This is a genomic window from Micromonospora palythoicola (genome assembly GCF_036689795.1).
Lineage (GTDB): Bacteria > Actinomycetota > Actinomycetes > Mycobacteriales > Micromonosporaceae > Micromonospora > Micromonospora palythoicola.
On the sequence record NZ_JBAGKI010000016.1, the window covers coordinates 32678 to 58424 of the forward strand.

General features: G+C 71.1%; 24 protein-coding genes, 4 tRNA genes and 2 pseudogenes. 24 read left to right on the forward strand and 6 right to left on the reverse strand.

Annotated elements, in window-relative coordinates:
* Nucleotide 1 precedes the first annotated feature (1 nt).
* A complete protein-coding gene (locus tag V5O40_RS09860) occupies nt 2–1048 on the reverse strand; it encodes a glucose 1-dehydrogenase (RefSeq protein WP_269738335.1) in 1047 nt (348 codons plus the stop codon).
* Between the two features lie 266 nt (nt 1049–1314).
* On the opposite strand from V5O40_RS09860, the gene V5O40_RS09865 reads away from it, so the two are divergent.
* Both V5O40_RS09865 and V5O40_RS09870 read left to right on the forward strand, forming a co-directional pair.
* Nucleotides 1315–2124: an NADH-quinone oxidoreductase subunit C gene (locus V5O40_RS09865; protein WP_332905193.1), complete on the forward strand. Its 810-nt coding sequence runs from the start codon at nt 1315–1317 to the stop codon at nt 2122–2124.
* Entirely contained in the window at nt 2124–3086 is a 963-nt protein-coding gene (locus V5O40_RS09870) for a complex I subunit 1/NuoH family protein (RefSeq protein ID WP_269738333.1), read from the forward strand. Before V5O40_RS09865 ends, V5O40_RS09870 begins: the two co-directional genes overlap by 1 nt.
* 110 nt (nt 3087–3196) lie before the next feature.
* Here the strand turns inward: V5O40_RS09870 and V5O40_RS09875 are convergent, their stop codons facing one another.
* The gene (locus V5O40_RS09875; protein ID WP_332905194.1) at nt 3197–4228 is read right to left on the reverse strand and encodes a glutathione S-transferase family protein; all 1032 of its coding nucleotides are present in this window, start codon (nt 4226–4228) and stop codon (nt 3197–3199) included.
* Nucleotides 4229–4337: 109 nt separating this feature from the next.
* Complete coding sequence (locus V5O40_RS09880; RefSeq protein WP_332905195.1) at nt 4338–4910, reverse strand: Uma2 family endonuclease; 573 nt, start codon at nt 4908–4910, stop codon at nt 4338–4340.
* A 96-nt stretch (nt 4911–5006) separates the two neighbouring features.
* On the opposite strand from V5O40_RS09880, the gene V5O40_RS09885 reads away from it, so the two are divergent.
* The 8 genes from V5O40_RS09885 to V5O40_RS09920 all read left to right on the forward strand — a co-directional run bounded on the left by V5O40_RS09885 (nt 5007) and on the right by V5O40_RS09920 (nt 14239).
* Nucleotides 5007–5642 carry a NuoI/complex I 23 kDa subunit family protein gene (locus tag V5O40_RS09885; RefSeq protein WP_332905196.1) on the forward strand — a complete coding sequence of 212 codons (636 nt, stop codon included), beginning with the start codon at nt 5007–5009 and terminating at the stop codon, nt 5640–5642.
* Nucleotides 5639–6175, forward strand: coding sequence for an NADH-quinone oxidoreductase subunit J family protein (locus V5O40_RS09890; protein ID WP_332905197.1), 537 nt, complete (start codon nt 5639–5641; stop codon nt 6173–6175). Before V5O40_RS09885 ends, V5O40_RS09890 begins: the two co-directional genes overlap by 4 nt.
* Nucleotides 6172–6597, forward strand: coding sequence for an NADH-quinone oxidoreductase subunit NuoK (nuoK, locus tag V5O40_RS09895; RefSeq protein ID WP_332905198.1), 426 nt, complete (start codon nt 6172–6174; stop codon nt 6595–6597). Before V5O40_RS09890 ends, nuoK begins: the two co-directional genes overlap by 4 nt.
* Before the next feature lie 41 nt (nt 6598–6638).
* On the forward strand, nt 6639–8540 hold the full coding sequence (locus V5O40_RS09900; RefSeq protein WP_408631853.1) for an NADH-quinone oxidoreductase subunit 5 family protein: 1902 nt from the start codon (nt 6639–6641) through the stop codon (nt 8538–8540).
* 76 nt (nt 8541–8616) lie between these two features.
* Nucleotides 8617–10158, forward strand: coding sequence for a complex I subunit 4 family protein (locus tag V5O40_RS09905; protein ID WP_332905200.1), 1542 nt, complete (start codon nt 8617–8619; stop codon nt 10156–10158).
* Between the two features lie 76 nt (nt 10159–10234).
* Entirely contained in the window at nt 10235–11707 is a 1473-nt protein-coding gene (locus V5O40_RS09910) for an NADH-quinone oxidoreductase subunit N (protein WP_332905201.1), read from the forward strand.
* Between the two features lie 116 nt (nt 11708–11823).
* Nucleotides 11824–12699 carry a zinc metalloprotease HtpX gene (gene htpX, locus V5O40_RS09915; RefSeq protein ID WP_332905202.1) on the forward strand — a complete coding sequence of 292 codons (876 nt, stop codon included), beginning with the start codon at nt 11824–11826 and terminating at the stop codon, nt 12697–12699.
* A gap of 280 nt (nt 12700–12979) precedes the next feature.
* A complete protein-coding gene (locus V5O40_RS09920) occupies nt 12980–14239 on the forward strand; it encodes an MFS transporter (RefSeq protein ID WP_332905203.1) in 1260 nt (419 codons plus the stop codon).
* A 28-nt stretch (nt 14240–14267) separates the two neighbouring features.
* On the opposite strand, the pseudogene V5O40_RS27920 reads toward V5O40_RS09920, so the two are convergent.
* Nucleotides 14268–14369: pseudogene (locus V5O40_RS27920) on the reverse strand (DUF1275 domain-containing protein); the annotation flags it as partial.
* Nucleotides 14370–14475: 106 nt separating this feature from the next.
* Between V5O40_RS27920 and V5O40_RS09925 the strand changes: the two are divergent.
* Entirely contained in the window at nt 14476–14946 is a 471-nt protein-coding gene (locus V5O40_RS09925; RefSeq protein ID WP_332905204.1) for a GNAT family N-acetyltransferase, read from the forward strand.
* 46 nt (nt 14947–14992) lie between these two features.
* Here the strand turns inward: V5O40_RS09925 and V5O40_RS09930 are convergent, their stop codons facing one another.
* On the reverse strand, nt 14993–15880 hold the full coding sequence (locus V5O40_RS09930; RefSeq protein WP_332905224.1) for a GNAT family N-acetyltransferase: 888 nt from the start codon (nt 15878–15880) through the stop codon (nt 14993–14995).
* A gap of 201 nt (nt 15881–16081) precedes the next feature.
* A complete protein-coding gene (locus V5O40_RS09935) occupies nt 16082–16582 on the reverse strand; it encodes a YajQ family cyclic di-GMP-binding protein (RefSeq protein WP_332905205.1) in 501 nt (166 codons plus the stop codon).
* 142 nt (nt 16583–16724) lie between these two features.
* Here V5O40_RS09935 and V5O40_RS09940 point away from each other — a divergent pair.
* From V5O40_RS09940 to rplA, 13 genes and pseudogenes are all read left to right on the forward strand, one after another.
* Nucleotides 16725–16808: transfer RNA gene (locus V5O40_RS09940), tRNA-Tyr, on the forward strand.
* 609 nt (nt 16809–17417) lie between these two features.
* Entirely contained in the window at nt 17418–17645 is a 228-nt protein-coding gene (locus V5O40_RS09945) for a hypothetical protein (protein ID WP_332905206.1), read from the forward strand.
* Nucleotides 17646–18676: 1031 nt separating this feature from the next.
* Nucleotides 18677–21192, forward strand: a pseudogene (locus tag V5O40_RS09950) (putative bifunctional diguanylate cyclase/phosphodiesterase).
* 92 nt (nt 21193–21284) lie between these two features.
* Nucleotides 21285–21357 (forward strand) — tRNA-Thr (locus tag V5O40_RS09955).
* 25 nt (nt 21358–21382) lie between these two features.
* Nucleotides 21383–21455, forward strand: a tRNA-Met gene (locus V5O40_RS09960).
* A 132-nt stretch (nt 21456–21587) separates the two neighbouring features.
* Nucleotides 21588–21755, forward strand: coding sequence for a 50S ribosomal protein L33 (gene rpmG, locus V5O40_RS09965; RefSeq protein ID WP_093403583.1), 168 nt, complete (start codon nt 21588–21590; stop codon nt 21753–21755).
* Nucleotides 21756–21879: 124 nt separating this feature from the next.
* Entirely contained in the window at nt 21880–22326 is a 447-nt protein-coding gene (locus V5O40_RS09970; protein ID WP_269738319.1) for a MaoC family dehydratase N-terminal domain-containing protein, read from the forward strand.
* Between the two features lies 1 nt (nt 22327).
* Nucleotides 22328–22720: a MaoC family dehydratase gene (locus tag V5O40_RS09975; protein WP_332905207.1), complete on the forward strand. Its 393-nt coding sequence runs from the start codon at nt 22328–22330 to the stop codon at nt 22718–22720.
* A 126-nt stretch (nt 22721–22846) separates the two neighbouring features.
* Nucleotides 22847–22919 (forward strand) — tRNA-Trp (locus tag V5O40_RS09980).
* A gap of 211 nt (nt 22920–23130) precedes the next feature.
* Nucleotides 23131–23520 carry a preprotein translocase subunit SecE gene (gene secE / locus V5O40_RS09985; RefSeq protein ID WP_164448405.1) on the forward strand — a complete coding sequence of 130 codons (390 nt, stop codon included), beginning with the start codon at nt 23131–23133 and terminating at the stop codon, nt 23518–23520.
* A gap of 37 nt (nt 23521–23557) precedes the next feature.
* Entirely contained in the window at nt 23558–24280 is a 723-nt protein-coding gene (nusG, locus tag V5O40_RS09990) for a transcription termination/antitermination protein NusG (protein ID WP_332905208.1), read from the forward strand.
* A gap of 197 nt (nt 24281–24477) precedes the next feature.
* Nucleotides 24478–24909, forward strand: coding sequence for a 50S ribosomal protein L11 (gene rplK / locus V5O40_RS09995; protein WP_093403591.1), 432 nt, complete (start codon nt 24478–24480; stop codon nt 24907–24909).
* 83 nt (nt 24910–24992) lie between these two features.
* A complete protein-coding gene (gene rplA, locus V5O40_RS10000) occupies nt 24993–25709 on the forward strand; it encodes a 50S ribosomal protein L1 (protein ID WP_164448403.1) in 717 nt (238 codons plus the stop codon).
* The last annotated feature ends 38 nt before the right edge of the window (nt 25710–25747 follow it).

Below are 25747 nucleotides of genomic sequence, written 5' to 3' on the forward strand. Positions count from 1 at the left end.
CTCAGGCGGCGAAGTCGAGGACGACCTTGATGTCCTGCGGTCCGGGCGAGTAGGCGGTGGCGTACTGGGCCAGCGGCACCCGGCGGGTGATCAGCGAGGCGAGCCAGGCCGGGTCGGCCTTGGACAGGGCCTCGGCGGCACCCTCCCAGTGCCGCCGGTTGGCGTTCACCGAGCCGAAGACGACGTTGTTCTCCAGCACGAGGGTCCGGTTCAGCGCGCCCGCGTCGAAGTCGATCGTCCGGCCGCCGCTGGACACGCCCGCCAGGCAGACGATCCCGTTGGGACCGACCTTGCACATCGCCTCCAGCACGACCACCGGCGCGCCGGTGCACTCGACGATGACGTCCGGCTCCAGGTCGAGTTGGTCGAGCGGTCCGGAGTGGTACGTGGCGCCGAGCGCGCCGGCGAGCGCCGGCTTCGGGCCCTCGGTGGCCAGGTCGAGCACGTGCACGGAGAGGCCCCGTTGACTGGCCAGCAGCGCCGCGAGCAGGCCGATCGGCCCGGCACCGGTGATCAGCGCGGTGCGGGGCTGCCACTCCGCCCGCAGGCCGATCCGGTCGACGTGGTCCCACGCCTTGACCATCACACTTGTCGGTTCGAGCAGCATCCCCACCTCGATCAGCGAGGGGTCGAGTCCCACCGCGAAGCGGGGCTGCAACCGCCACCGCTCGCGGGCGAAGCCCGGCAACGCCTTGATGCCGTGCTCGGTGAACAGGCCGTTGCGGCACATGTCCCACTCGCCGACCGCGCAGTTCGGGCAGGGCATCGGATCGGGATGCCGGACGATCCCGGCCACCAGGTCGCCCGGCTGCCGGGTGCCGGTCGGATCCTCCAGCACCCGACCGAGTGACTCGTGCCCGAGCACCAGGTGATCGGTGCCGGGCGGCGCCTCGCCGTACTGCCCTTCGATGATCTCGATGTCGGTGCCGCAGACGCCCACCGAGAGGGCCTCCACCAGGATCGGTCCCTCCTCGGGGGCCGGTTCCGGGTAGTCGTCGAGCAGCCGCAGCGAGCCGGGTACTCCGGGAATGACGGTCACAGCGCGCACAGGTCCATCCTGGTGCTCACCGGCGGGCGGCACCGGCGAAGCGCACCGGAGTCACCCGGCCGCGTGCACCGACCCGCCCGTGTGCACCGACCCGCCCGCGTGCACCGGGCCGGCCGCGTGCATCGACCCGCCCGCGTGCATCGACCCGCCCGCGTGCATCGACCCGCCCGCGTGCATCGACCCGCCCGCGCGTACCGGGCCGGTCGCCGTCCGGCGCCGCTCCGGCTCGACCGAGGACGCCGGCCGCAGGGCCTAGGATCAGCGGCATGACACCGGAAGAGGTCGGCCAACGGCTCGTCGCGCTGCTCGCGCCCGTCGAGGCCACCGCGACGGTCTCCGGCGGTCAGGTCCATGCCCGGGCCACCGTCGACGTACCCCCGCACGCCTGGCGGGCCGCGCTGCTGGCCGCCCGGGACGACGCCGCGCTGGCCTGCGACTACTTCGACTGGTTGTCGGCGGTCGACGAGCTGGCCGACGGGTTCGACGTGGTGGCCCATCTCTGGTCCACCGCGCACCGGCACGGGGTGCTGTTGCGGACCCGGGTGCCCCGCGACACACCGACCGTGGACTCCGTGCTGGCGGTCTACCCGGGTGCCGCCTGGCACGAGCGGGAGACCCACGAGATGTTCGGCATCGACTTCGCCGGGCACGCCGACCTGCGCCCGCTGCTGCTGCCACCGGAGTTCGAGGGGCATCCGCTGCGCAAGGAGTTCGTGCTGGCGTCCCGGGTGGCGAAGCCCTGGCCGGGCGCGAAGGAGCCGGGTGAGTCGGAGGCCGGCGGTGGCCGCCGCCCGATCCGACCTCCGGGCGTGCCCGCGCCGGGCGAGTGGGGAGTCGTGCCGACCCCCGCCGGTGCCGGCGGCGTGGGGGAGGGCCCGCGCGGCGGCACCCCGGCCCGCCCGGCCCGGGAGCGCCCGGCCCGCCCGGCACCGGGTGCCCGCGGGCCGCGTACCCCTCGGGATGCCGGCTCCACCGGGGAGTCGCCGGCCCCCGGGAACGGCACCGGCGGCCCGACGGCCGAGGATCGGCCGGCATCCGAGGGCGGGTCGGCACCGGCTGACGGAGGTGAGGCCTGATGCCGCTCTGGCTGGAACTGGTTGTCCGGATCGGTGGCGTGCTGGCCGCCTTCCTCGTCCTGCCGCTGCTGGTGGGCCAGGCGGAACACAAGGTGATGGCGCACATGCAGGGCCGGCTCGGCCCGATGTACGCGGGCGGGTTCCACGGCTGGGCGCAGTTGATCGCCGACGGGGTGAAGTTCGTCCAGAAGGAGGACGTCACCCCGCGCGCGGCCGACCGACCGGTGTTCCGGTTGGCTCCGGCGGTGGCGCTGGTGCCGTACCTGCTGGCCCTGCTGGTGATCCCGCTCGGCCCGAACGACCTGGTCGGGCAGCCGCTCGACGTCGGGCTGTTCTTCGTGCTGGCGGTGGTCGGGGTGGGCGTGCTGGCCGTGCTCATGTCCGCCTGGGCGTCGGCCAACAAGTACAGCCTGCTCGGTGGGCTGCGTGGTGCGGCACAACTGCTCGGCTACGAGCTGCCGCTGGTGCTGGCCGCCGCGTCGGTGGCGATGGCCGCCGGGACGCTCAGCCTCTCCGGCATCGTCGAGGCGTGGCAGCCGTGGTGGCTGCTCTGGCAGGCACCGGCGATGGTGATCTTCTTCGTGGCCGGACTGGCCGAGATCCGCCGACCGCCCTTCGACATGCCGGTCGCCGACTCGGAGCTGGTCTTCGGCTACCTGACCGAGTACACCGGCCTGCGTTTCGCGTTCCTGCTGCTGGCCGAGTACGTCGGCATCGTGGTGATCGCCGCACTCACCACCGTGCTGTTCCTCGGCGGCTGGCAGGGCCCGTTCGCCGACGCCCAGCTCGGCTGGCTCTGGACCCTGCTCAAGGTCGCCGCCGTCAGCTTCGTGATCATCTGGCTCCGGGTCTCCTACCCCCGCCTCCGCGAGGACCAGCTCCAACGCCTCTGCTGGCTCGTCCTGGTCCCCGCCGCCCTGGCCCAACTAGTCCTGACCGCCGCCATCCGCATCGCCCTCTGACCGAACTCCCGGCCCCACCCCAAGACGATCCCCGTTGATCAAGAAGTTTGCGTCCGATTTCGAGCTGACAGAGACGCAAACTTCTTGATCAACGCGATGGTTGGGGGTGGTCAGCCCAGGGGGGTGTGGGTGGGGTTTACCCGTTCGGTGGGGGTGGGGGGTTCGGGTGGGGTGCCGGTGCCGAAGGGGTGGCCGCCGAGGGACTCGCGGTCGTGCGGGGTGAGCCAGTTCGACAGGTCGGGGCCGAGCGGCACCACGCCGGTCGGGTTGATGTCCCGGTGCACCTCGTAGTAGTGCCGCTTGATGTGATCGAAGTCGATCGTGTCGCCGAAGCCGGGCATGGTGAACAGGTCCCGTGCGTACGCCCACAGCACCGGCATCTCGCTGAGCTTCTGCCGGTTGCACTTGAAGTGGCCGTGGTAGACCGGGTCGAAGCGGACCAGCGTGGTGAACAGCCGGACGTCGGCCTCGGTGATCGTGTCGCCGACCAGGTAACGCTGCCCGGCCAGTCGCTCACTGAGCCAGTCCAGCCGGTCGAACAGCCGCCGGTACGCCCGCTCGTACGCCTCCTGGCTGCCGGCGAAGCCACACCGGTAGACACCGTTGTTGACGTCGGCGAAGACCAGCGCGTTCACCTCGTCGATCTCGCCGCGCAGGTGCTCCGGATAGAGCTGCGGAGCGCCGGGGCGGTGGTACGCGGTCCACTCGGTGGACAGGTCCAGGCTCATCTGGGCGTAGTCGTTGGTCACCACCTGGCCGGTGGGCACGTCCACGATGGCCGGCACGGTGATGCCCCGGGGATAGTCCGGATAGCGCGCGAAGTAGGCCTCCTGGATGCGCTCGATGCCGAGCACCGGGTCCCGCCCGTCCGGGTCGAGGTCGAAGGTCCAGCTCCGCGCGTCGTGGGTCGGACCGGCGACGCCCATCGAGATGGCGTCCTCCAGACCCAGCAACCGACGCACGATGATCAGCCGGTTCGCCCACGGACAGGCGCGGCTGACCACCAGCCGGTAGCGGCCCGGCTCGACCGGATAGCCGTCCCGTCCGTCGGCGGTGATCCGGGTGGTGATGTAGTTCTGGTCCCGCTTGAACTCACCCGGCTCGACGTACCTGCCGCCGGTGCCCTTGCCGTCCTCGCCCATGTCGCCCCCCAGGGTGTGCCCGTCTCGTCCGCACCCCCATCATGGCGGATCTTCCTCCGACCGGCCCGGTGACCGGGCGGCGGGCGGGAGCCAGGCCGGCGCGGTGCGCTCAGCGTGACCGAGGGGTGATCCGGTCGAGTGGGATGTCCATCTCCCACGGGTCGGCCAGCAGGATGCCGTCGCTCATCCGGGCGTGCTCGACGTAGACGCGCTTGACCGGGTCGAGCCGCTGGGCGTGTACCACGATCCCCGCCTCGGTCTCGATTCGCCAGAAGAAGGGAATGTCCGCCTCGGCGTACAGCGCGGGTTTGAGCACCCGGTCGATGCTGCGCGTCCGCTCTGAGACGATCTCCACCACCAGCAGGACCTCCTGCGGCAGATACGACGAGGGGTTGCGGGCGGCGGCGTCCAGCTCGGTGACCAGCAGGTCGGGAATGAGGGATCGGCTGTGGGACATCCGCACCGACACCCCCTGGGTGACATCGAACTCGGCGGGGCAGGTCTCCTGCAAGGCGGCGCCGAGCAGCATTGCGATGGATTGGTGCAGTCGCGTGGGGGAGGGCGACACGATCAGTTGTCCGTCCAGGAGTTCACGGCGGCGGCCGTCGTCGGGCAGGCGGTCGAGGGCGTCCGTCGTCCACTCGCCCGGCGCCGGGTTGTCGTCGTGCAGCGCGGCGGTCATTGACGGGTCCTTTCCGGTGCGTCGTCTCTCCCCGTGGCCACGGTACTACCGGCTACCTCCGGGGGGTGGTCGCGCGCGCCGTGCCCACAGGGCAGGATGTTCGGCATGAGCGAGCGCGAGCGAAGCGAGGCGACCGGCCTGCCCGGCAGCGGCCTGGTCAAGGGGCTCGCCGTCACGTTGAAGACGATGACGAAACGTTCCACCACCGCGCAGTACCCGGACGTCGCCCCCGAGCTGCCGCCCCGTTCGCGCGGGGTGATCGCGCTGCTGGAGGAGAACTGCACGGTCTGCATGCTCTGCGCCCGCGAGTGTCCGGACTGGTGCATCTACATCGACTCGCACAAGGAGGAGGTGTCGGTGCCGGGCGCCGCCCGGGCCCGGCAGCGCAACGTGCTCGACCGGTTCGACATCGACTTCTCGCTCTGCATGTACTGCGGCATCTGCATCGAGGTCTGCCCGTTCGACGCGCTCTACTGGTCGCCGGAGTTCGAGTACGCCGAGTACGACATCAAGGATCTGCTGCACGACAAGGACCACCTGGGCGAGTGGATGGCCACGGTGCCGCCGCCACCGGCCCACGACCCGAACGGCGAACCGGCCAAGGAGCAGACCGCCGCCGCGCGCAAGGCGGCCGTCCCGGGCGCGCCCACCGCCCGCCCGACCACCCCGGCGGTACGCCCCGAGCGCCGACCCGTGCCGCCACGCGCCGACGACGAAGGTACGCCCGCGTGACCGGGGTGGACGTGCTGCTGCTCGCCCTCGGCGCGGTGGCGGTCGGCTCGGCGGCGCTGGTGGTGGCCACCCGGCACCTGGTCCGCGCCGGGCTCTACCTGGTGGTCTGCCTCGGCGCGGTGGCCGGCATGTACCTGGTGCTCGCCGCCGAACTGGTCGCCTGGGTACAGGTGCTCATCTACGTCGGCGCGGTGGTGGTGCTGCTGTTGTTCGCCGTGATGTTGACCCGCGCGCCGATCGGCGCCTCCGACGACCTGGACCGTCCAGGCTGGCCGGCCGCGTTGATCGGCGGCGGGGCCGGGCTCGGGTTGGCGGCGCTGCTCGTCGACGCGTACCGCTGGACGGCGGTGGAGCTGCCCGAGGCGGGCACCGCCGAGCGGCTCGGTGAGCAGGTCTTCGGCAGTTGGGTGCTGCCCTTCGAGGTGCTGTCGGTGCTGCTGCTCTCGGCGCTCGTCGGCGCCATCGTGCTGTCCCGCCCCGACATCGGCGCCACCGGGCAGCCCGCGCCGGGTGATCGGGGGCGGTCGCGGTGAGACCGGTCATCCCGTACGTCACCGCCGCGCTCCTGTTCGGCCTCGGCGTCTACGGCGTGCTGCGGCGGCGCAACGCGGTGCTGGTGCTGATGGCCGTCGAGTTGATGCTCAACGCGGTGAACCTGATCCTGGTCACCGCCGACACCACGGCGAAGGCGGTGCTGCCGCACGGCGGGCAGGTCTTCGCGCTCTTCGTGATCGTGCTGGCCGCCGCCGAGATCGGGGTCGGGTTGGCGATCGTGCTCCAGCTCTACCGGATGCGGGCCGACGTCGCCGTCGACGAGATCCCCCTGGCCGAGCGCCCGGCCCACGAGCCCGTGCCGGTCGCTGCCGGCCCGATCGCCCCCACCGGAGCCGGCCCGATCGCTGCCGGCCCGGACGGTCCGCACGTTTCCGGTGACGAGCCGGAGGGCCAGCGGTGAACACCACGACGCTGCTGGGCGCGCTGCTGCCGCTCGTACCGATGACCGCCGGCCTGACCGGCCTGCTGCTGCCGGCGTCTCCGCGTGGCGCGGCCCTCGGCGGGGCGACCGCCCGCCGTGCCGCCGCGACCCTCGGGGTGGCCGGCGCGAGCGCGGCCCTCGCCCTGGCGGTGGCCCTGCTGGTCACCCTGGACGGCCCGGCCGAGTCCTCGACCACCTGGATCGAGCTGGGTGGGCTCACCGTCACCCTCGGGGTACGCCTCGACGGCGCCGCCGCCCTCGTCGCCGTCGCGGTCACCGCGGTCGCCCTGGCCGTGCAGATCTACTCGACCGGCTACCTCCGGCAGGGGCCACCCGAGGAGCCCGAGCACCGTTACCCGCCGTACGCGGCGCAGGTCAGCCTCTTCACCGCCGCCATGCTGCTGGTGGTGGTCTCCGGAGACCTGATCCTGCTGCTGGTCGGCTGGGAGGTGATGGGGCTCTGCTCGTACCTGCTCATCGCCCACGACCGGCGGCTGCCGGAGGCACCGGCCGCCGCGATGAAGGCGTTCCTGGTCACCCGGGTCGGCGACGTCGGGTTCCTGCTCGGCATCGCCCTGCTCGGCGTCTCGGCGGGCAGCTTCCGGATCGCCGACGTGCTCGCCCACGACCACGGCACCACCACCCTCACCGCCGCCTGCCTGCTGCTGCTCGCCGGGGTGGCCGGCAAGAGCGCCCAGTTCCCGCTGCACACCTGGCTGCCCGACGCGATGGCCGGCCCGACCCCGATCTCCGCGCTGATCCACGCCGCGACCATGGTCGCCGCCGGCGTGTACGCGGTCACCCGGCTGTGGCCGCTGTTCGAGGCCACGCCGACCGCGCTCGTCGTGCTCGGCGTGATGGCCTCGGTGACGCTGCTGCTCGGCGCGCTGGCCGCCACCGCGCAGGACGACATAAAGCGGGTGCTCGCCTGGTCGACGGTCTCGCAGATCGGCTACATGACCGGCGCGCTCGCCGTCGGTTCCCCACCGGCCGCACTGTTCCACCTGCTCACCCACGCGGCGTTCAAGGCGCTGCTGTTTCTCGCCGCCGGTGCGGTGATCCACGCGGTCGGCACCACGCTGATGTCCCGGATGGGCGGGCTGCGACGCGACATGCCGGTGACCTTCTGGTGCACCCTGATCGGCCTCGGCGCGCTGGCCGGCGTGCCGCCGCTGTCCGGCTTCTGGAGCAAGGAGGGGGTGCTCGCCGCCGCCGAGCAGGCCGCCCTGCACGGCGACGGACCGGCACCGGCCTGGCTGGGCTGGCTGGTCTGGCTCGCCGGGCTGGTCGGTGTGGCCGTCACCGCCTGGTACGCCACCCGGCTGCTGCTGCGCACCTTCCTCGGCACCACCCGCACCCCGCTGCCCCAGCCGCATGACCCGCCGGCGGTACTCCGCTGGCCGGTACTGGCGTTGGCCGTACCGGCGGCCCTGCTCGGCCTGGCCGGCTTTCCGGGCTGGTTCTCCCGCCACCTGCGGTCCGATCCGCCGGTCGGGTCCGACGAAGTGTCGGATCTGATGCCGGCGGACGGGCTGATCCACCTCACCCCGACCGTGCTGCTGCCGCTGGCACTGCTCGTGATCGGCGTCGGCCTGGCGTGGGCCGGCTGGCGACGGGACCGCACCACCGATCCGGCGGCGGCGCTCGGTCCGCTGCGGCCGGTCTTCGCCCGTGCGTTCCGGCTGGACGACGTCCAACACACTCTCGTCGTACGACCGACGACAGCGGTGGCGCGGCTGGCGCGTGCCACCGACGAACGGTTGGTGGACGGTGCGGTCACCGGCACCGGACGCGCCGCCCGCGCTCTCGGCGGCGGCCTGGGCGTCCTGCACCGGGCGGCGCTGCCCCGGGCTGCCGCCGCGGTGCTGGCCGGCGCGCTGCTGATCGGTCTGGCCGCGGCCCTGATCGGAGCGACGGCATGAGCGAGCGTCAGCGAGTGAATCATCGGTTCGGCGTCTTGGTGTCTCGTGCCGTCCGGCAGCGCAGCGGAGGGCCGGCATGAGCGCCGGGGAGTTCCTGCTGGTGGCGGTGCTCGCGGTGCCGGCGCTCGGCGCGCTGGCGGTGGCGGCCACTCCCGGCGATCGGGCGGCCCGGGTCGTGGGCACCGTGGCCGCCGCGCTGACCCTCGTCGCGGCGGTGGCGCTGCTCGGCGGGCGGGCGGCCGGCTGGTCGGCGTACACGCCGCCGGATGCCGCGGGCGCGGTGCGTCCCTGGCACGCGGTCGACCTGCCCTGGGTGCCGGGACTGGATCTGCGCTTCCATCTGGGCGTGGACGGCATCTCCTGGCCGTTGGTGGTGCTCACCGCCCTGCTCACGCTGCTGTGCTGCGGATACAGCCTCTGGCGGGTGCCGGGTGGTGGCAGCGGTCGGGCCCTGGTGGCGCTGCTGCTGGTGGTCGAGGTGGGCATCCTGGGTACCTTCCTCGCCCTCGACCTGGTGTTGTTCTTCCTCTTCTTCGAGGTCGTCCTGCTGCCGATGTACGCGATCATCGTCGGCTGGGGCGGCGACGGCACGGACCCGGTGTCGCTGGACGCGCGGCGGCGGGCTGGGCGCAAGTTCGCCCTCTACACCCTGTTCGGCTCGGTGCTGCTGCTGGTCGGCGTGTACGTCGTGGTGGCCGCCGCCGGCACCGCCGACATCGTGGCGCTGACCGGCGGCACGCAGCTGTCCCGCGCCACGCAGCTCGCCGCCTTCACCCTGCTCGCGTTGGCCTTCGCGGTGAAGAGTCCGCTGTGGCCGCTGCACTCGTGGCTGCCCGACGCGCACACCCAGGCACCCACCGTCGGCAGCGTGCTGCTCGCCGGGGTGCTGCTCAAGATGGGCACGTACGGCCTGATCCGGGTCGCCGTGGGAGTGGCTCCCGAAGGTGCCCGGTGGGCCGCGCCGGTGCTCGGTGTGCTCGCCGTCGCCGCCATCCTGATCGGTTCGCTGGTCTGCCTGGCCCAGACGGAACTGAAACGGCTGATCGCGTACTCCAGCGTCGGGCACATGGGCTTCGTCCTGCTGGGCGTCGCCACCCTGACCGCCACCGGCATCCAGGCGGCGCTGATCGGCAACGTCGCCCACGGCATCATCACCGGTCTGCTGTTCTTCCTGGCCGGCGCGATCAAGGACCGTACCCACACCGGCGCACTCACCGAGCTGTCCGGGCTGCGGGAGACCGCCCCGCGCCTGTCCGGGCTGCTCGCGTTCGCGGCGGTCGCCTCGCTGGGGCTGCCCGGGCTGGCCGGCTTCTGGGGTGAGGCGTTCGCCGTGGTCGCCGCCGTCGAGTCCGGTGGCGCGCTCTGGACCACGCTGGCGGTGCTGGCCGCGATCGGCGGCGCACTGACGGCGGCGTACCTGCTGCGGATGTTGCGGCGGGTCACCCACGGCGAGCCCACCCCGGTGGTCGCCGCACTCGGTCCCGGCCTGGCTCGTGCCGAACTGGTCGCCTGGGTGCCGTTGGTGCTGCTCGCGCTGGCCGTCGGGTTGGCCCCGACGCTGGTGCTGGGCGTCGCCGAAGCTCCGGTCGAGGCCCTGGTGGGGGTGGTGGCGCGATGAGCGAGCGCAGCGAGCGAATTCTGCGGCGCAGTGCGGTGGTGGCTCATCGTGACGCCGAGCGCAGCGAGGTGGCGCGATGAGCGAGTCGAGTCTGGTGCAGGCCGTCGACCACGTGGCGCTGCTGCCGGCGTACCTGGCCGCCGGGACGGCGGTGCTGGTGCTGCTGGTGGACCTGCTGGCGGCCCGGCCGCGGGCCACCGTGGTCACGGCGGTCACCGGCGCGGTCGCCACCGCGGTCGGCGCGGCGGCCGTCGGCTCGGGGGCCGAGCGACGTACGTTCTGCGTCGGCGCCGACTGCTCGTACCTCTTCGGTGGCCGGGCGGCCCTGGTCGCGGCGTTGGTGGCGTTGCTGGTCCTCGGGGTGCTGGCGTTGTCCGGGCCGCTGTTGCGGGCCGGGAACACCCCGGTGGGGGAGTACTGCTTCCTGCTCGCCTGCTCGATGACCGGTGGCGTGGTGCTCGGCGCGGCCGGCGACCTGATCACCCTGATCGTGGCGGTGGAGGTGCTCACCCTGCCGCTGTACGTCCTGGTCGGCCTGCGCCGGGGCAGCCTGGCCAGCGCCGAGGCGGCGGTGACCTTCTTCGTGGTCAGCGTGGTGGCCACCACGCTGACCCTGCTCGGTGCCGCGCTGCTCTACGCGGTCACCGGCGGGCTGCACCTGGAACGGCTGGGCACCCTCCTCGCCGACGAGGCGCTGCTCGACCTGCCGCTGACCACGGTCGCGGTGACGCTCGTGGTGGCGGGACTGGCGTTCAAGGTGGCGGCGGTGCCGTTCCACGCCTGGGCGCCGGCCACCTACGACGGGGCACCACTGCCGGTGGCCGCGTACCTGTCGACCGCGTCGAAGCTCGGCGGGGTGATCGCGTTGCTGGCGGTGGTGCGACACGCGCTGCCGCCGGAGGTGACCGGACCGGTGCTGGCCCTGGTGGCCGTACTGACGATGACCGTCGGCAACCTGGTGGCGCTGCGGCAGCGGCGCACGGTGCGACTGCTCGCCTGGTCCTCGGTGGCCCAGGCCGGCTACATCCTCGCCCCGCTCGGGGCGCTGGCCCTGACCGCCGAGGCGGACGCCCGCACCGCCGCGTACGCCGCCGCCCTGGCGTACGCCGTCTTCTTCGTGCTGCTGGAACTGGCCGCCTTCGCCGGGGTGGTGGCGCTGCGCCCGGCCGGCGCGGACGGCGGCAGCCTCGACGACCTGCGCGGCGCGGCCCGCCGGCACCCGTGGGTCGGTGCCGGGCTGGCGTTCGCGCTGATCGGCCTCGCCGGCCTGCCACCCGGCCTGGCCGGGCTGTTCGCCAAGGTGACGGTGGTCCGGTCGCTGCTCGGCGGTGACGCCGGCTGGCTGGCCCTGGTGGTGGCGGTCAACGCGGTCATCGGCCTGGCCTACTACCTGCGGGCCGCCGCGCTGCTCTACGCCCCCGCCGGAGACGTCACGGCCCCTGTCGCCCGACCCACCCGGGCGGTGGCTGCCGCGCTCGCGGTGGCGACCGTGGTGGCGCTGATCGTCGGGTTCGCGCCGCAGGTCGTACTCGATCTCGCCGGAGGCTGAGAGCCGCCTTCCCTGGGTCACTCAGGTAACTCTCAGTCATGAGACGGATGGTTGGCGGGTACCGGGGTGTTGTACCGGTCAGCGGATCCCGGCATCCGTGCACCGAAGGAGTGATCGTGCACCACAACCGTCTGAAGACCGCCGCGCTGCTCGGCCTGCTCACCTCGTTGATCCTGGCGGTGGGTTACTGGTTCGGCGGCAGTGGCGGTCTGGTCATCGCCGTACTCGTGTCGCTGGTGATGAACGGCGTCACGTACTTCTACTCGGACAAGCTGGCACTGCGCTCGATGCGGGCACAACCGGTCAGCGAGGCACAGTTCCCCGAGCTGTACCACATGGTCCGGGAGTTGGCCGCCGAGGCGCGGCAGCCCATGCCCCGGCTCTACGTGAGTCCAACCGCCCAGCCGAACGCGTTCGCCACCGGACGCAACCCGCAGAACGCGGCCGTCTGCGTCACCCAGGGGATCGTCGAACTGCTCGACTATCGCGAGCTGCGGGGCGTCATCGGTCACGAGCTGTCGCACGTCTACAACCGGGACATCCTCATCTCCAGCGTGGCCGCCGGCCTGGCCGGGATCATCACCATGCTGGCGAACCTCGCCCTGTTCATCCCGCTGGGCGGAAACAGCGACGAGGACGGCCCGAACCCCCTGGTCCTGCTGCTCACCATCATCCTCGGACCGATCGCGGCCACCGTCATCCAGCTGGCGATCAGCCGCAGTCGCGAGTTCCAGGCGGACGCCTCGGGTGCCGAACTCACCCGCGATCCGCTCGCCCTGGCCAGCGCCCTAAGGAAGATCCACATGGGTGCCCAACGGCGGCCGTTGCCGGCCGAGGGGCAGCTCACCAGCACCGCCCACCTCATGATCGCCAACCCGTTCCGGGGTGGCGGGGTGGCCGCGCTCTTCGCCACCCACCCGCCGATGGAGCAGCGGGTGGCCCGGCTGGAGCAGTTGGCGAGCCAGCTGGGCCCCGTGCGTCACCAGCGCTGACCCACCCTGGCACCACACCGGCACCTGGTCCGCCCCGTCCTGGTCCGGCTCGCGACCGCCGCCCGCGCCTGGCTCGTCTGGCGCGGGCGGCGCCGTCTCGCCCGGGGTGGACGGCAGCGCGAGTTGCGGCATGTCGGCCGCCCGGAGGCGGCCCGAGAGTGCAGATTGCGGCATCCCGGGGTTGGTGAGCGCCGACACAGGGGCGGACCGGGTGGGCTGTCGTGCGCCGGGCGTTAGGGTCTAACCGAGTCTTGCTCATTACATCTCGTGGAGGTCCGCTGTGGCTGGGCTGCGTCGGTATCTGGCTGTCTGGCAGATTCCAGGCGCACCGACCCTGCTGGTCACCGGCATCATCGGACGACTCGGGATCGGCATGACGCCACTCGCGCTGCTGCTCGTCGTCGAAGGGGTCACCGGACGCTACTCGTTGGCCGCCGCGGCCGGTGGCTGCTACGCCCTCTCCGGCGCCGCGCTGAGCCCGGTGGCCGGCCGGATCGCCGACCGGATCGGTCCCACCCCGGTGCTGCTCGGCACCGCGATCGCCCACCCGCTCGCGCTGATCGGGCTGCTCTGGGCGGCCCGCGCCGACGCCGTCCCTTTTGCGCTGGTGCTGCTCGCCTCGGCGATGGCCGGCGGGACGTACCCGCCGATGACCGCCGCGATCCGGGGCGCGTGGAACGGCCTGACGAACGTCGACTCCGGCCGGTACCACCTGCGCAACACCGCGCTCGCCGCCGAGACCACCCTGTTCGAGATCGTCTTCGTGCTCGGTCCCCTGCTGGTGGCCGGGTTCGTGCTGGTCGCCGACGCCGGTGCGGCGCTGATCGGTGCCGCGGTGGTGACCCTGGTCGGCACTCTCTCGGTGGCGCTCGGTCAAGCCATGCGCGGCTGGCGTCCGCACTCTCGGGAGCACCACGCCCGTGGCCTCGGCCCGCTCCGGGTCGCCGGCTTCCCGGCCCTGCTGCTCTGCGTGGCCAGCATCGGCATCGCCTTCGGGGCGGCCGGCGTGACCGTCCCGGCCTTCGCCACCCGCTACAACGCCGATGACCCGAACGGGCTCGCCGGCCTGCTGCTGGCCGTCTGGGGGATCGGCAGCGCGATAGGCGGATTCTGGTTCGGGGTCCGCCGGCCGGCCCGCAACATGACCCGCCTGTTCGCCTGGCTGCTCGCCGTACTCGCCGGCAGCTTCGCCGTCTTCGCCGTGATGCCCACGCCGGGCGCGCTGGGTGCCGCCCTGCTGTTCGGCGGAGCCGCCATCGCTCCCGCGCTGACCCTGGAGAACACCCTGGTCGGGCGAATATCGCCGACCGGCATGCTGAACGAGGCGTACACCTGGGTGGTGACCATGTCGGTCGGTGCGAGCGCGGTCGGCGGCGCCGTCTCCGGGCTGATCGTCGACCACGCCGGCGGAGTGCCGTGGGCCTTCCTGTTCGCCGGGGCCGCGGTCGCCGTCGGAGCGGCGGTCGCCGCCCTGCCGGCCGGCCCCATCGCCCGCGCGGAGGCCACCGCCCTCCGGGCCGAACGGCCCGTCTCGGCCTGACCCGCGCCATCACGGGTACACCGGCGGGATGTTCCTCTTCTTCTCCAACCGGATCGGCTGTCTCGGCTCGATCCTGGTCAGCGCGATCCTCACGGTCGTCCTGCTGCTGATCTTCACCCGTTGACCCGGATCCGACGGCTGCCCCGCCCGACCGGTCGGGGCGGACCCGGCCCTCGACAAAACCCGTTCGCCCGACCGCGGGCGGGCGGTAGCCTCGCGTGCCGAGGAGGCGAGTCATGGAGCTGACCGCGGTGGGCCCGACGCATCCGGCCGTCGTGGCGCGATGGGCGACCTCTGCCGAGGAGAGCCGCCGCTGGTGCTCCCGCGACCGAGTGACAGCGGAGGACGTCGAGCGCTGGGGAACCGAACCCGACGTGCTGGCGTACCTGGCGCTCGTGGACGGAGAGCCCGCCGGGTACGGCGAACTGTGGCTCGACGACGACGAGGCCGAGGTGGAGCTGGCCCGCCTCATCGTGGCCCCGGCGCTGCGTGGCCGGGGCCTGGGCCGTCGGATGGTCACCCTGCTCACCAACCTGGCCCGGGACCATCACCCGGCGGTGCTGATGCGGTTGCATCCCGACAACGCCCCGGCGTTTCGGTGCTACACCGCCGCCGGCTTCGAACCCGTGCCGTCGGACCAGGCGGATGAGTGGAACCGGGACCAACCCGTGCCGTACCTCTGGCTGCGTCACCGGCCCGACGCCTGAAGCCGGACCGGCTGCGGAGCCCGACCGCCGCGGGTGCGCCCGGTGTTCACCGGGAACCACGGCGCAGATCGGCCACCTCAGCTGTCGGCGTGAAGCCGGCCGAGGCGTAGGTGGCCACGGCGCCGACGTTGGAACTCGCCACGCATACACTCGCGCTGGACGAACCCATGTCGCCAAGGGCCGCGGCGGCGGCAAGCGTGATCGCCGTGCCGTAACCACGGCCTCGGTGGCTGCGATGGACGCCCATCGGTTCCAGCAGACCTGGCCGCCCCGGGCCGGCTGACCACACAGCCGCGACTGCCACGGCCTCGTCGTTCTGATCGAACGCGGCAAGGCAGCGTGCGTCAGCGTAGAACGGGCCACCGGCCATGGCGAGCCAACGATCGACCGTGCGGCGCCGGTCGGCGTCGGTGAAGGGCGAGCCGCGGAACGCGGACCAGTGAACGCTGACCCACACCTCGGCGCGATCGGGGTCGATCGTCTCGATGCGCAGACCGCAGGCCGGTACCGGTTCCGAGAGACTGCGATGGAACGTTGTCCACGGCTCGTCCCGCTGCCAACCCCGCTGCAGCAGCATCCGGGTGAGAAGCTCCGCACCTCGGGCCTCGACGCTCGCACCGCCGGAAGCCAGGACACGCCCCGGGTCGTCCAGATCGGCGGCGACCCGGCGAGCCAGTGCCCCGTCATCACGCCAGTCGGGAGCGACGGCCATGCGCGCCAGTTCCGGGCCGTCCAGCAGCCCGATCGCGAGAATCTCCCCGTCGCGCCGCCATATCCGGATGGCCGCCGCCGTCGCCTCGGCACCACGCGACGAGTGCCACCCGAGATCGCCGGAGTGCAGGTGCAGCGGCCCCCCGTCGCACTGCCAGCGCTTGAGCACGCCCACCACTGATGACATGTCGTCGACGCCCGGGGTGCTCAAACTGATGCTCATGAGCGCACCCAAACCCAGAGAGCGACCTGGCGCCATCGATTTTGTGGGCAGCCGGGAGTCGCGTCACGGTTCGCCGAACGCCTGTTGTCCAGGCCGTCGAGAGCCGATCCGGACCGACAGAGGACAACCCCTGGTGACGACGTCTGCCCGGGTAGGCGGAGTGCCCGATGCGGTGAACAGGCGGGCCAGCCAGGGTTTGCGTTACCGGTAGTTGGTGAACTGGAGGGCCACGCCGAAGTCCTCGGCCTTGAGCAGCGCGATGACCGCCTGAAGGTCGTCCCGCTTCTTGCCGGTGACCCGCAGCTGGTCGCCCTGGATCTGGGCCTGCACGCCCTTGGGGCCCTCGTCCCGGATCTTCTTGCTGATGGCCTTCGCCTTGTCCTGGTCGATGCCCTGGATCACCTTGGCGTCCAGCTTGAAGACCTTGCCCGAGGGGCGCGGGTCGCCCGCGTCCAGCGACTTCAGCGAGATGTTCCGCTTGACCAGCTTCTCCTTGAACACGTCCAACGCGGCCCGGACCCGCTCCTCGGTCTCCGCCTGGAGGCTGATCGCCTCCTCACCCGACCAGGAGATCTCCGCGCCCGTGCCCCGAAAGTCGAACCGCGTCCCGAGCTCCTTCTCCGCCTGCCGGAGAGCGTTGTCGACCTCCTGGCGGTCGACCTTGCTGACGATGTCGAACGACGGGTTCGCTGCCATACTCATGCTCCTGCTGTCCGGCTGGTTTGTGATCCTTTGGCCCTGGTTGCCCAGGGGTACGACCCCTGACGGTACCCGGTTGCGGCGGCAGCGGGTGGAGCCGCTATCCTTGCTTCCGCCGCCGCGCCACGGTGCGGAGGTACGCCATGGCGGGTTGCCCGAGCGGCCAATGGGAGCGGACTGTAAATCCGTCGCGAAAGCTACAGAGGTTCGAATCCTCTACCCGCCACCAGGTGCGACTACGGCCCCTGACCAGCAGAGATGCCGGTCGGGGGCCGCGCTCGTTGACCTCGCTCGGCCGGCTGAGTCCAGCCTGTTGCGACTCGTTGTGGGCATATCGTGGGCGGATTGATTAAGGCCGTTCCTTACTTCGGCGCTGGGCTTGCGCGCGGCGCTGTCTGGGCGGCTGATGCGGTCTGTGGCTGCGGAAGACGAGCCGGGGAGTAAGCCAGTCCGGGGTGTGGACTGGCGCGGCAGACGGAGGCACTGAGCGGGCTGCTAGGCCGAGTTGGTCAGTTTCCGTACCGCTTGGAGCGGTGCGGCCTGTTGGGCTCTCTGTCAAGGGGGGTGGCTGTCCGGCGGCCGTCGGTGGCTGACCGCCTCGGCGCCGCGTGCGACCGGGCTGACTTGCCGCCTGCCGGGCTCACTGCCCCGCACCGCACGAAGTACGGTGCCCTGATGCTGGCCTCCCACCGACCGAGGCGGCCCGCCGCCTGGGCCACGGCGTAGCCGTCCTGCTCCGCGTCTACGCCAACTGCATCGACGGCGGCGACGACACCATGAACGACAAGATCGGAGACGCCCTCGGATGAATCCTCATGCGATGGGCGAGGATGGATGAGTGCTGGAAGCGGCGTTCTATCTCTTCGTGCTGCTGGTCCTGGTGCTGCCGGGCTTGTGCCTGGCTGCACTCGTTGCTCTCGTGTCTCCGGCGAGGTGGCTACGGCGGTCGGTGCCAGGGTGGCCGTCCGGGGTGCGACGCTGGGCGAAGGCGATGACGGTCGACCCGGAACCGGGCAAAGCCTTCAACGACTCGCGGGACGTGTGGCCGACGCCAGCGGACGACTGACCAGCCGGTGTCTGTGGCGTGGGCGCATGGTGGGCAGTCGAGTGTCAGCGGGCGGACAGGGCGGGAAGAAGCCGCAGCTCACACCGTCTGTGTCCGCCAAGATCACGGACGCCCTGTAAATCCGTTTCGGCCGGGCCGGCTCACTCATGCTGGCTACGACGTGCGCGCACCGCGAAAGCTACAGAGGTTCGAATCCTCTACCCGGCACCAGGTGCACAGATGAGCCCCTGACCAGCTGATGCCGGTCAGGGGCCTTGCTGTCTCCCGGATGCGGTGAGGTCCGCCGCGGAACGGCTGGTGACGACTGGGGCCCGGACCGTGCCGGTCGAGGCAGAGGGCGGGTAGGTGGGTGCGGCCGCCGGCCGCGGTTCGGCCGCGGTGGGAATCCTGAGCCCGTGAGCCTGGGCCGCGGCGTCGAGTGACCGGCAAGACATTTACATGGGTAGCTGCGTTGGCGTATTCCGCCTACTCTGGCAGCAGCCCTAGGGGAGGCCTGCGGTGGCCGGCTCATCGAGGGCCGGCAGGGTGGTTCGGGTGGTGACGGTGGCCGAGGGCTCGCGACGTACCGTCCGGTTGGACCGAGTATCTACAGTGCTCGACGGGATCGGTTGCTTGTCCGCAAGATCCGCTTCGTCCGCCTAAGGGGGCGAGTGGGCAGTTGGCCTCTTCTTCCTGTGGCGCTGCGGACCTGTCGTCTCTGACCTGCCCGGACGCAGGACCGGTTGGTACGGACGTGCCGAGCGCGGCGACAACCGGACGGACTCTGATTATGTCAACTTTCCAGCGACCGACTGGCTGTGGCACCATCGGGGAGCCCTCAACACGTACCCATCACCCCACCAGGAGCAACTATGTCTGCTCAACGATTGGGCCGACTGTTCGGCTCACTCTTGCTGATCTCCAGTCTGGTGGTCGCAGCGGGCGCCGTCACCGAGCTCGAGTTCCGCACGAGCGGAATCGAGTGGACGATGCCGACGCTCCCCTGACGGGCTGTCCGGCATCCGCTGAATCTAGGTCGCGAGGGGGCCCCGATGTCTCGCCCTCGTCCTAGCCGTCGCCAGACGGAGCACGCCTGGTTCATCACCGGGCCGCTGGCGCTCTGCGCCGTCGTCGTCTCGCTGCTGCTCGGGCTGACCGCCGATCCGGCGCTGGGTGAGTGGCCGATGACGCTGCTGCTCACCGTGGCGATGGTGGCCGCCGCGTTGCCAACGATCAACGTCGTGGTACGCCGGCAGGCGCTCACCCTGACGCCCACCGAGATTCCCTTGGTGGTCGCCCTCTACCTCCTTCCGCCGCTGTCGGTGGTGCTGGCGTACACGGTCGCCACCGTCGTGGTGCAGGTGCGGCGCAAGCTCCTGCCAGCGAAGTTCTGGTTCAACGTGGCGTTGGCGGCGGCCGTCACCTCTCTGGCCACGGCGGTGTACGCGGTTCTGCCGGGGTCGGACGACGTCGGGCCGGGCACCTGGGGGGTCCTGCTCGCGGCGATCGGCACCCACGCGCTGGTCGGTTTCGCGAGCGTGGTCGCGGTGATCTCGGTGGTTCAGGGCTGGCAGGCCGGCAGGGAGCTGGTGCGGGCCATCCCACCGATGTTGCTCGCGGTGGCGATCAACCTCTCCATCGGCCTTCTGATCTGGAGGCCAGTCCGTGGGCGGTCCTTCTCTTCGCCGGGCTGGCCCTGGCGTTCGCCATGGTCTACAGCTCCTACTCGCAGTTTCTCCGGCAGCACCGCACGCTCGCCGAGATGTACGAGCTCACCAACGCCATCACCGAGAGTGGGCCGGACGGCAATCTCATCGACGCGCTGCTGTTCCGGATCCGCAGCCTCATGCAGGCGGAGTACGCCACCCTCTGGCTCCCTGCGCAGGGCCGTCATCCCGAGGTTCTGCTGACCGCCCAGGAGGGCAAGCCGGGGCTGCTGGATTCCGCGCTCATCCCCGCGGAACTGCGTAAGGCCGCGGTGTCCCGCCAGGAGACGGTGGCGACGGGCATCCGGCTCGGGGTCGACCCGCAGCTACGGGAGATCGCGGGGCAGGCCACGGCCAAGGACGTGATCGTGGTACCGCTGCGGTCGGGCAAGGCGGTGATCGGCACCCTGGAGGTGGCCAACCGGCTCGGCGACATCAACTTCTTCCGCACCGCGGACGTCACCGTCTTCGAGACGGTCGCTGCGCACGCCGCCGTCGCGCTGGAGAATTCCCGCCTGGTCGACCGGTTGCGACACGACGCGTACCACGATGCGCTGACGAAGCTGCCCAACCGCCGCCGGATCCTGGCCGCGCTGGCCGAGGCGGTCCGGATCCGGGCGCCCGGCGAGGTGGTCGCGCTGCTGCTCTTCGACGTGGACCGGTTGCGCCAGGTCAACGAGTCCCTCGGTCACGCGGCGGGGGACAAGGTCCTCATCGAGGTGGCCGATCGGCTACGCGGCTGTGTGCCGTCGGCGGCGCTGGTCGGGCGGGCCGGTGGCGACGAGTTCCTGGTGACGTTGCGGCTGGAGAGTGCCGAGGCGGCGGTCGAGCTCGCCGGCCAGCTGCGGGAACAGATCCGCGACGAGATGGTCTTCGACTCGCTCACGCTGGACGTGGACACCGCGGTCGGGGTTGTCGTACACCCGGATCATGGCGACGCGCCGGCGACCCTGCTGCAACGGGTGGACGTGGCCGCGACGGCGGCCAAGGTGGTTCCGGGCAGCGTGCAGCTGTACACGCCGGCGTTGGAGTCGCGGTCGCTGCACCGGCTCGGGCTCGCCGGGGATCTGCGCCACGCCCTCGACAACGGCGAGCTGGAGGTCTACTACCAGCCCAAGGTGACGCTGCGGGACCGCCGGCTCCTCGGGGTCGAGTGCCTGGCCCGGTGGGAGCATCCGACGCACGGCTCGGTCTCCCCGGCGGACTTCGTCGCCGTGGCCGAGCACACCGGTCAGCTCGGCCGGCTCACCGAGTTCGTGCTCCGGGAAGGGCTGCGGCACAGCCGGGACTGGGCGCACGGCGGCCAGTCGCTCGCCGTCGCGGTCAACCTCTCCGCGCGTACGCTTCTCGACCAGCACTTCCCGGAGCAGGTCCGGGAACTGCTCGAGGAGTACGGGGTGCCGGCGCAGCTGCTGACCCTGGAGATCCCGGAAGCCGGCGTGCTGGACGGCACGGAGCGTCCGATCCCGACCCTGCGTCGCCTGCGTGATCTCGGGGTACGGCTCTCGGTGGACGACTTCGGCACCGGCAGCTCCTCGCTGGCCCACCTGCGTCGCCTGCCGGTGCACGAGGTGAAGGTCGACCACTCCTTCGTGCAGGGCATGGCCACCGACCCGGGGGACCTGGCGATCGTCAACGCCGTGGTCACCCTCTCCCAGCAGTTCGGTCTCACCGTGGTGGCCGAGGGTGTGGAGAGCGAGCTGACCCTGGAGTTGCTCCAGGACATCGGCTGCGAGGTCGGCCAGGGGTTCCTGTTCAGCCGCCCGTTGTCGTTCGAACGCATGGAGGCATGGTTCGGTGCCCAGATCGACCCGGAGTCGATCTCCAGCAGCGAGCTTCCGAGGCTGCGCGTGGTGCCCTGAGCTGGGCGTACGGCGTCCCTGGGGATCCGATTTCACCAGCACGACCGGGCCGTGTACTCTTACCTCTGCGCGAGCACCGAGTGATCGCGCAGGCCCCCTTAGCTCAGTCGGCAGAGCGTCTCCATGGTAAGGAGAAGGTCTACGGTTCGATTCCGTAAGGGGGCTCAGAGGGTCCGGCTGGGCCCACCGCGGCGGTGTAGCTCAGATGGCAGAGCAAGCGGCTCATAATCGCTGTGTCGCCGGTTCAAGTCCGGCCACCGCTACTCTCGTCCGCCCCGGACATTTCCGGTGGTCGGTGGGACGGGCGCCACAGGCGCCCGCTTTGCGTGTCCGCCCAGGTGGCGCGTACGCTTTAGCGCCGTAGTTGTATCCGTTATCGAGGAAGGCACTCCGCCGTGGCGAAGGCGACCGATGTCCGGCCGAAGATCACTTTGGCGTGTGTGGAGTGCAAGGAGCGCAACTACATCACGCGCAAGAACCGCCGTAACGACCCGGACCGCATCGAGCTGAAGAAGTTCTGCCCCCGGGACGGGCGGCACACCCTGCACCGCGAGACGCGCTGAACCCGTCCGGGCCGATCGGCCCGGATCAGCACCCGTCATGATCGCCGGTTCGTACGGACGGCGCGGCTTGAGCCGACGTCGACCGCTCGGATCGGCGATCGTGCTCTGCGTGTAGGTTCGCGGCATGCCCCTGGACCAGTCCTTCGTCGGTCGGACCTATCCGCCGACCGCCCCCTATCAGGTGGGCCGAGAGAAGATCCGCGAGTTCGCGACGGCGATCGGCGCCACCGATCCCGCCCACCACGATCCGCAGGCCGCCCGCGCGCTGGGCCACCCGGACGTGGTCGCGCCGCCGACGTTCCCGGTGGTGATCACCATGGCCGCCAGTCGTCAGCTGATCGAGGACCCCGCGCTCGGCATCGACTACAGCCGGGTGGTCCACGGTGACCAGCGGTTCGCGTACACCCGGCCGGTGGTGGCCGGCGACGAGCTGGTCTGTGTCAACACGGTCGAGGACATCACCAGCCGGGGTGGCCACGAGTTCCTGACCACCCGGACCGACGTCAGCACCACCGCCGGGGAGCCGGTGGTCGCGGTCTGGTCCAAGCTCGTCGTACGCGGGGAGGCCTGACATGGAACTGCCTACCCAGACGTTCCGGGTGACCCGGGCGGACCTGGTCCGATACGCCGGTGCCTCGGGCGACTTCAACCCGATCCACTGGAGCGACCGGTTCGCCACCAAGGTGGGGCTGCCCGGTGTGATCGCCCACGGCATGTTCACCATGGCGCTCGTCGGCCGGGCGGTCACCGCCTGGGCCGGCTCGCCCGACGCGGTGGTCGACTTCGGCGTGCGGTTCACCCGCCCGGTGGTGGTCCCCGACGACGACGCCGGCACCGAGATCGTGGTGACCGCGGTCGTCCGTGAGGTGACCGACGCGGGTCTGACCAGGCTGGACGTGACCGCCACCTGCCTCGGTGAGAAGGTGCTCTCGCAGGCGCGGGCCACCGTGCGCAGGGCCGGCTGACCGGCACCGGGCGGCGCGTCGGGTAGACCGGTTGGGAAAGTCGGGTCGGTACCCGTACACTGGTCCGCCGTGGGGCAAGTGACCCCTGCCTGGTCGTGTGGCCGGGTGGGGCGAGCGTTGCCGCACAGGGGTGTAGCTCAATTGGCAGAGCAGCGGTCTCCAAAACCGCAGGCTGCAGGTTCAAGTCCTGTCACCCCTGCGCCTCAGGCCTGACCGTTCCGTGGGTCGCGCCGCCTTCTGGTGGCGTCCGGCCCGTGGTGGTGGCATCGGCGGGGAGGTTCCGAGGCATCGGGCCCTTCCGGTTGATCCGCCGGCCGCGGCCCGTCCCGGGACGGTTGGTCCGGCCGGCGTGACCAAGCGCCGCGCACGCGCCCCGCGTGCGACACCGACATCCCGCGACGGAGGGCGAAGTGGCCGACAACAAGCGGCGCGGCGAGGACGCCGACGACGAGCGCCTGAACGACGAGGTCGTCAACGACAGCGCCGAGGATGACGCCACCGACGCGGACGAGCCGGTTTCGCGAGGCGGCACCGCCACCCGTTCGCGGGCGCGGGCGGATTCCGCCGACGGCCGTAAGACGCGTACCGACGCCGACAAGGTGGGCCTGTTCGGTCGCATCGCGCGTTTCATCCGCGAGGTCGTGGCCGAACTGCGTAAGGTCATCTGGCCGACCCGCAAGGAACTGCTGACCTACACGGCAGTGGTGATCGCGTTCGTCACGGTGATGCTGACGATCGTGGCTGTCCTGGACTACGGCTTCGCCAAGGGCGTGTTGTGGGTCTTCGGCAACCCCAGCTGACCGGCTGAACGTGCGATAGTGACGGAAGTGAGCAAGCGTGCCTGAGTACGACGAGACCGCCGAGACCACGGACGAGCAGTCCACGGTGGCGACGGCGGCTGGTGACGAGTCGGTCGAGGCCGCCAACGAGCCGGAGTTCGCCATGACCGAGCCCGCTCCCGAGGAGGACTTCGACCCGGTCGCGGAGCTGCGGCAGAAGCTGCGCTACGCACCGGGTGACTGGTACGTGGTGCACTCATACGCCGGTTACGAGAACAAGGTCAAGACCAACCTCGAGACCCGGATCACGTCCCTCGACATGGAGGACTACATCTACCAGGTCGAGGTGCCGACCCGGGAAGAGGTCGAGGTCAAGAACGGCAAGCGCTCCCAGGTGCAGGCCAAGGTCTTCCCCGGCTACATCCTCGTGCGGATGGAGTTGACCGCCGAGTCGTACTCCTGCGTGCGGAACACCCCCGGCGTCACCGGTTTCGTCGGCGCCACGGACCGGGCCGACCGGCCGGCACCGCTCAGCCTCGACGAGGTGCTCAAGTGGCTGGCACCGGCCGTCGAGACCGAGCAGAAGAAGGCCAAGCCGGAGGTCAAGGTCCTCGACTTCGAGGTCGGTGACTCGGTCACGGTCACCGACGGCGCCTTCGCCTCCCTACCGGCCACGATCAGCGAGATCAACGCCGACCAGCAGAAGCTCAAGGTGCTGGTGTCGATCTTCGGCCGGGAGACGCCGGTGGAGCTGAACTTCAACCAGGTCGCCAAGATCTGATTCGTCGACCGCCGGCGGCGGGCGACCGCCGCCGGCAGTCGTTCGTCCGGTTCACCCGGCTGGCGCACCTCCGTGGCTGCCGGGATCCAGGTCTGCGCTACCCTAGAACGTCGCCGCCGTCGCATGCGCGCTGACCGTGCGCGCACCGACGGCGGTGTCGTGTGAACCTTTCCCAGTTCCAAGCCCCAGGAAGAGACATGCCTCCGAAGAAGAAGCTCGTCAAGACGTTCACGCTTCAGCTGCCGGCGGGCCAGGCCACTCCGGCGCCGCCGGTCGGTCCCGCGCTCGGCCAGCACGGTGTGAACATCATGGAGTTCTGCAAGTCGTACAACGCGCAGACCGAGTCGCAGCGGGGCGACATCGTCCCCGCCGAGATCAGCGTGTACGAGGACCGGTCCTTCACCTTCGTGCTGAAGACCCCGCCCGCCGCCCGGCTGCTGATCAAGGCCGCCGGTGTGCAGAAGGGCTCGGGCGTCCCGCACACGCAGAAGGTCGGTTCGGTGACCCGTGCCCAGCTGCGGGAGATCGCCGAGAAGAAGATGGCCGACCTCAACGCCAACGACCTCGACCAGGCTGAGAAGATCATCGCCGGCACCGCCCGGTCGATGGGCCTGAACGTCACCGACTGACGTCGGCCACCACCGAACCGTACGGATCGTGGGAGGGCACGCGAGCATCGCGGCCCGCCAGAGACCACAGGAGTAGACAGCAGATGCAGCGCAGCAAGAGCTACCGCAAGGCCGCCGAGGTCATCGACCGGTCCAAGCTCTACACCCCCGTCGAGGCCGTCAAGCTGGCCAAGGAAACCACCGCCGTCAAGTTCGACGCCACGGTCGAGGTCGCGATGCGCCTCGGCGTCGATCCCCGCAAGGCGGACCAGATGGTCCGGGGCACGGTCAACCTGCCGCACGGCACCGGTAAGACCGCCCGCGTGATCGTCTTCGCGGCCGGCGCGAAGGCCGAGGAGGCCGTCGCCGCCGGAGCCGACGAGGTGGGCACCGACGAGCTGGTCGCCCGGATCCAGGGCGGCTGGCTGGACTTCGACGCGGCGATCGCCACGCCCGACCAGATGGCCAAGATCGGCCGGATCGCGCGGATCCTGGGCCCGCGCGGTCTGATGCCGAACCCGAAGACCGGCACGGTGACCATGGACGTCACCAAGGCCGTCTCGGACATCAAGGGCGGGAAGATCACCTTCCGGGTGGACAAGCACTCGAACCTGCACCTGATCATCGGTAAGGCCTCGTTCTCCGAGGCCCAGCTGGTCGACAACTACGCGGCCGTCCTCGACGAGGTGCTGCGGGCCAAGCCGTCGGCCGCGAAGGGCAAGTACCTCAAGAAGGTCACCCTCACCACCACCATGGGACCGGGCGTACCGGTCGACCCGAACGTGGTGAAGAACCTGCAGGAGGGCTCGGCCGACAGCTGAGCACGACGCATCGACACGGCCCCGCCACTCCTGGCGGG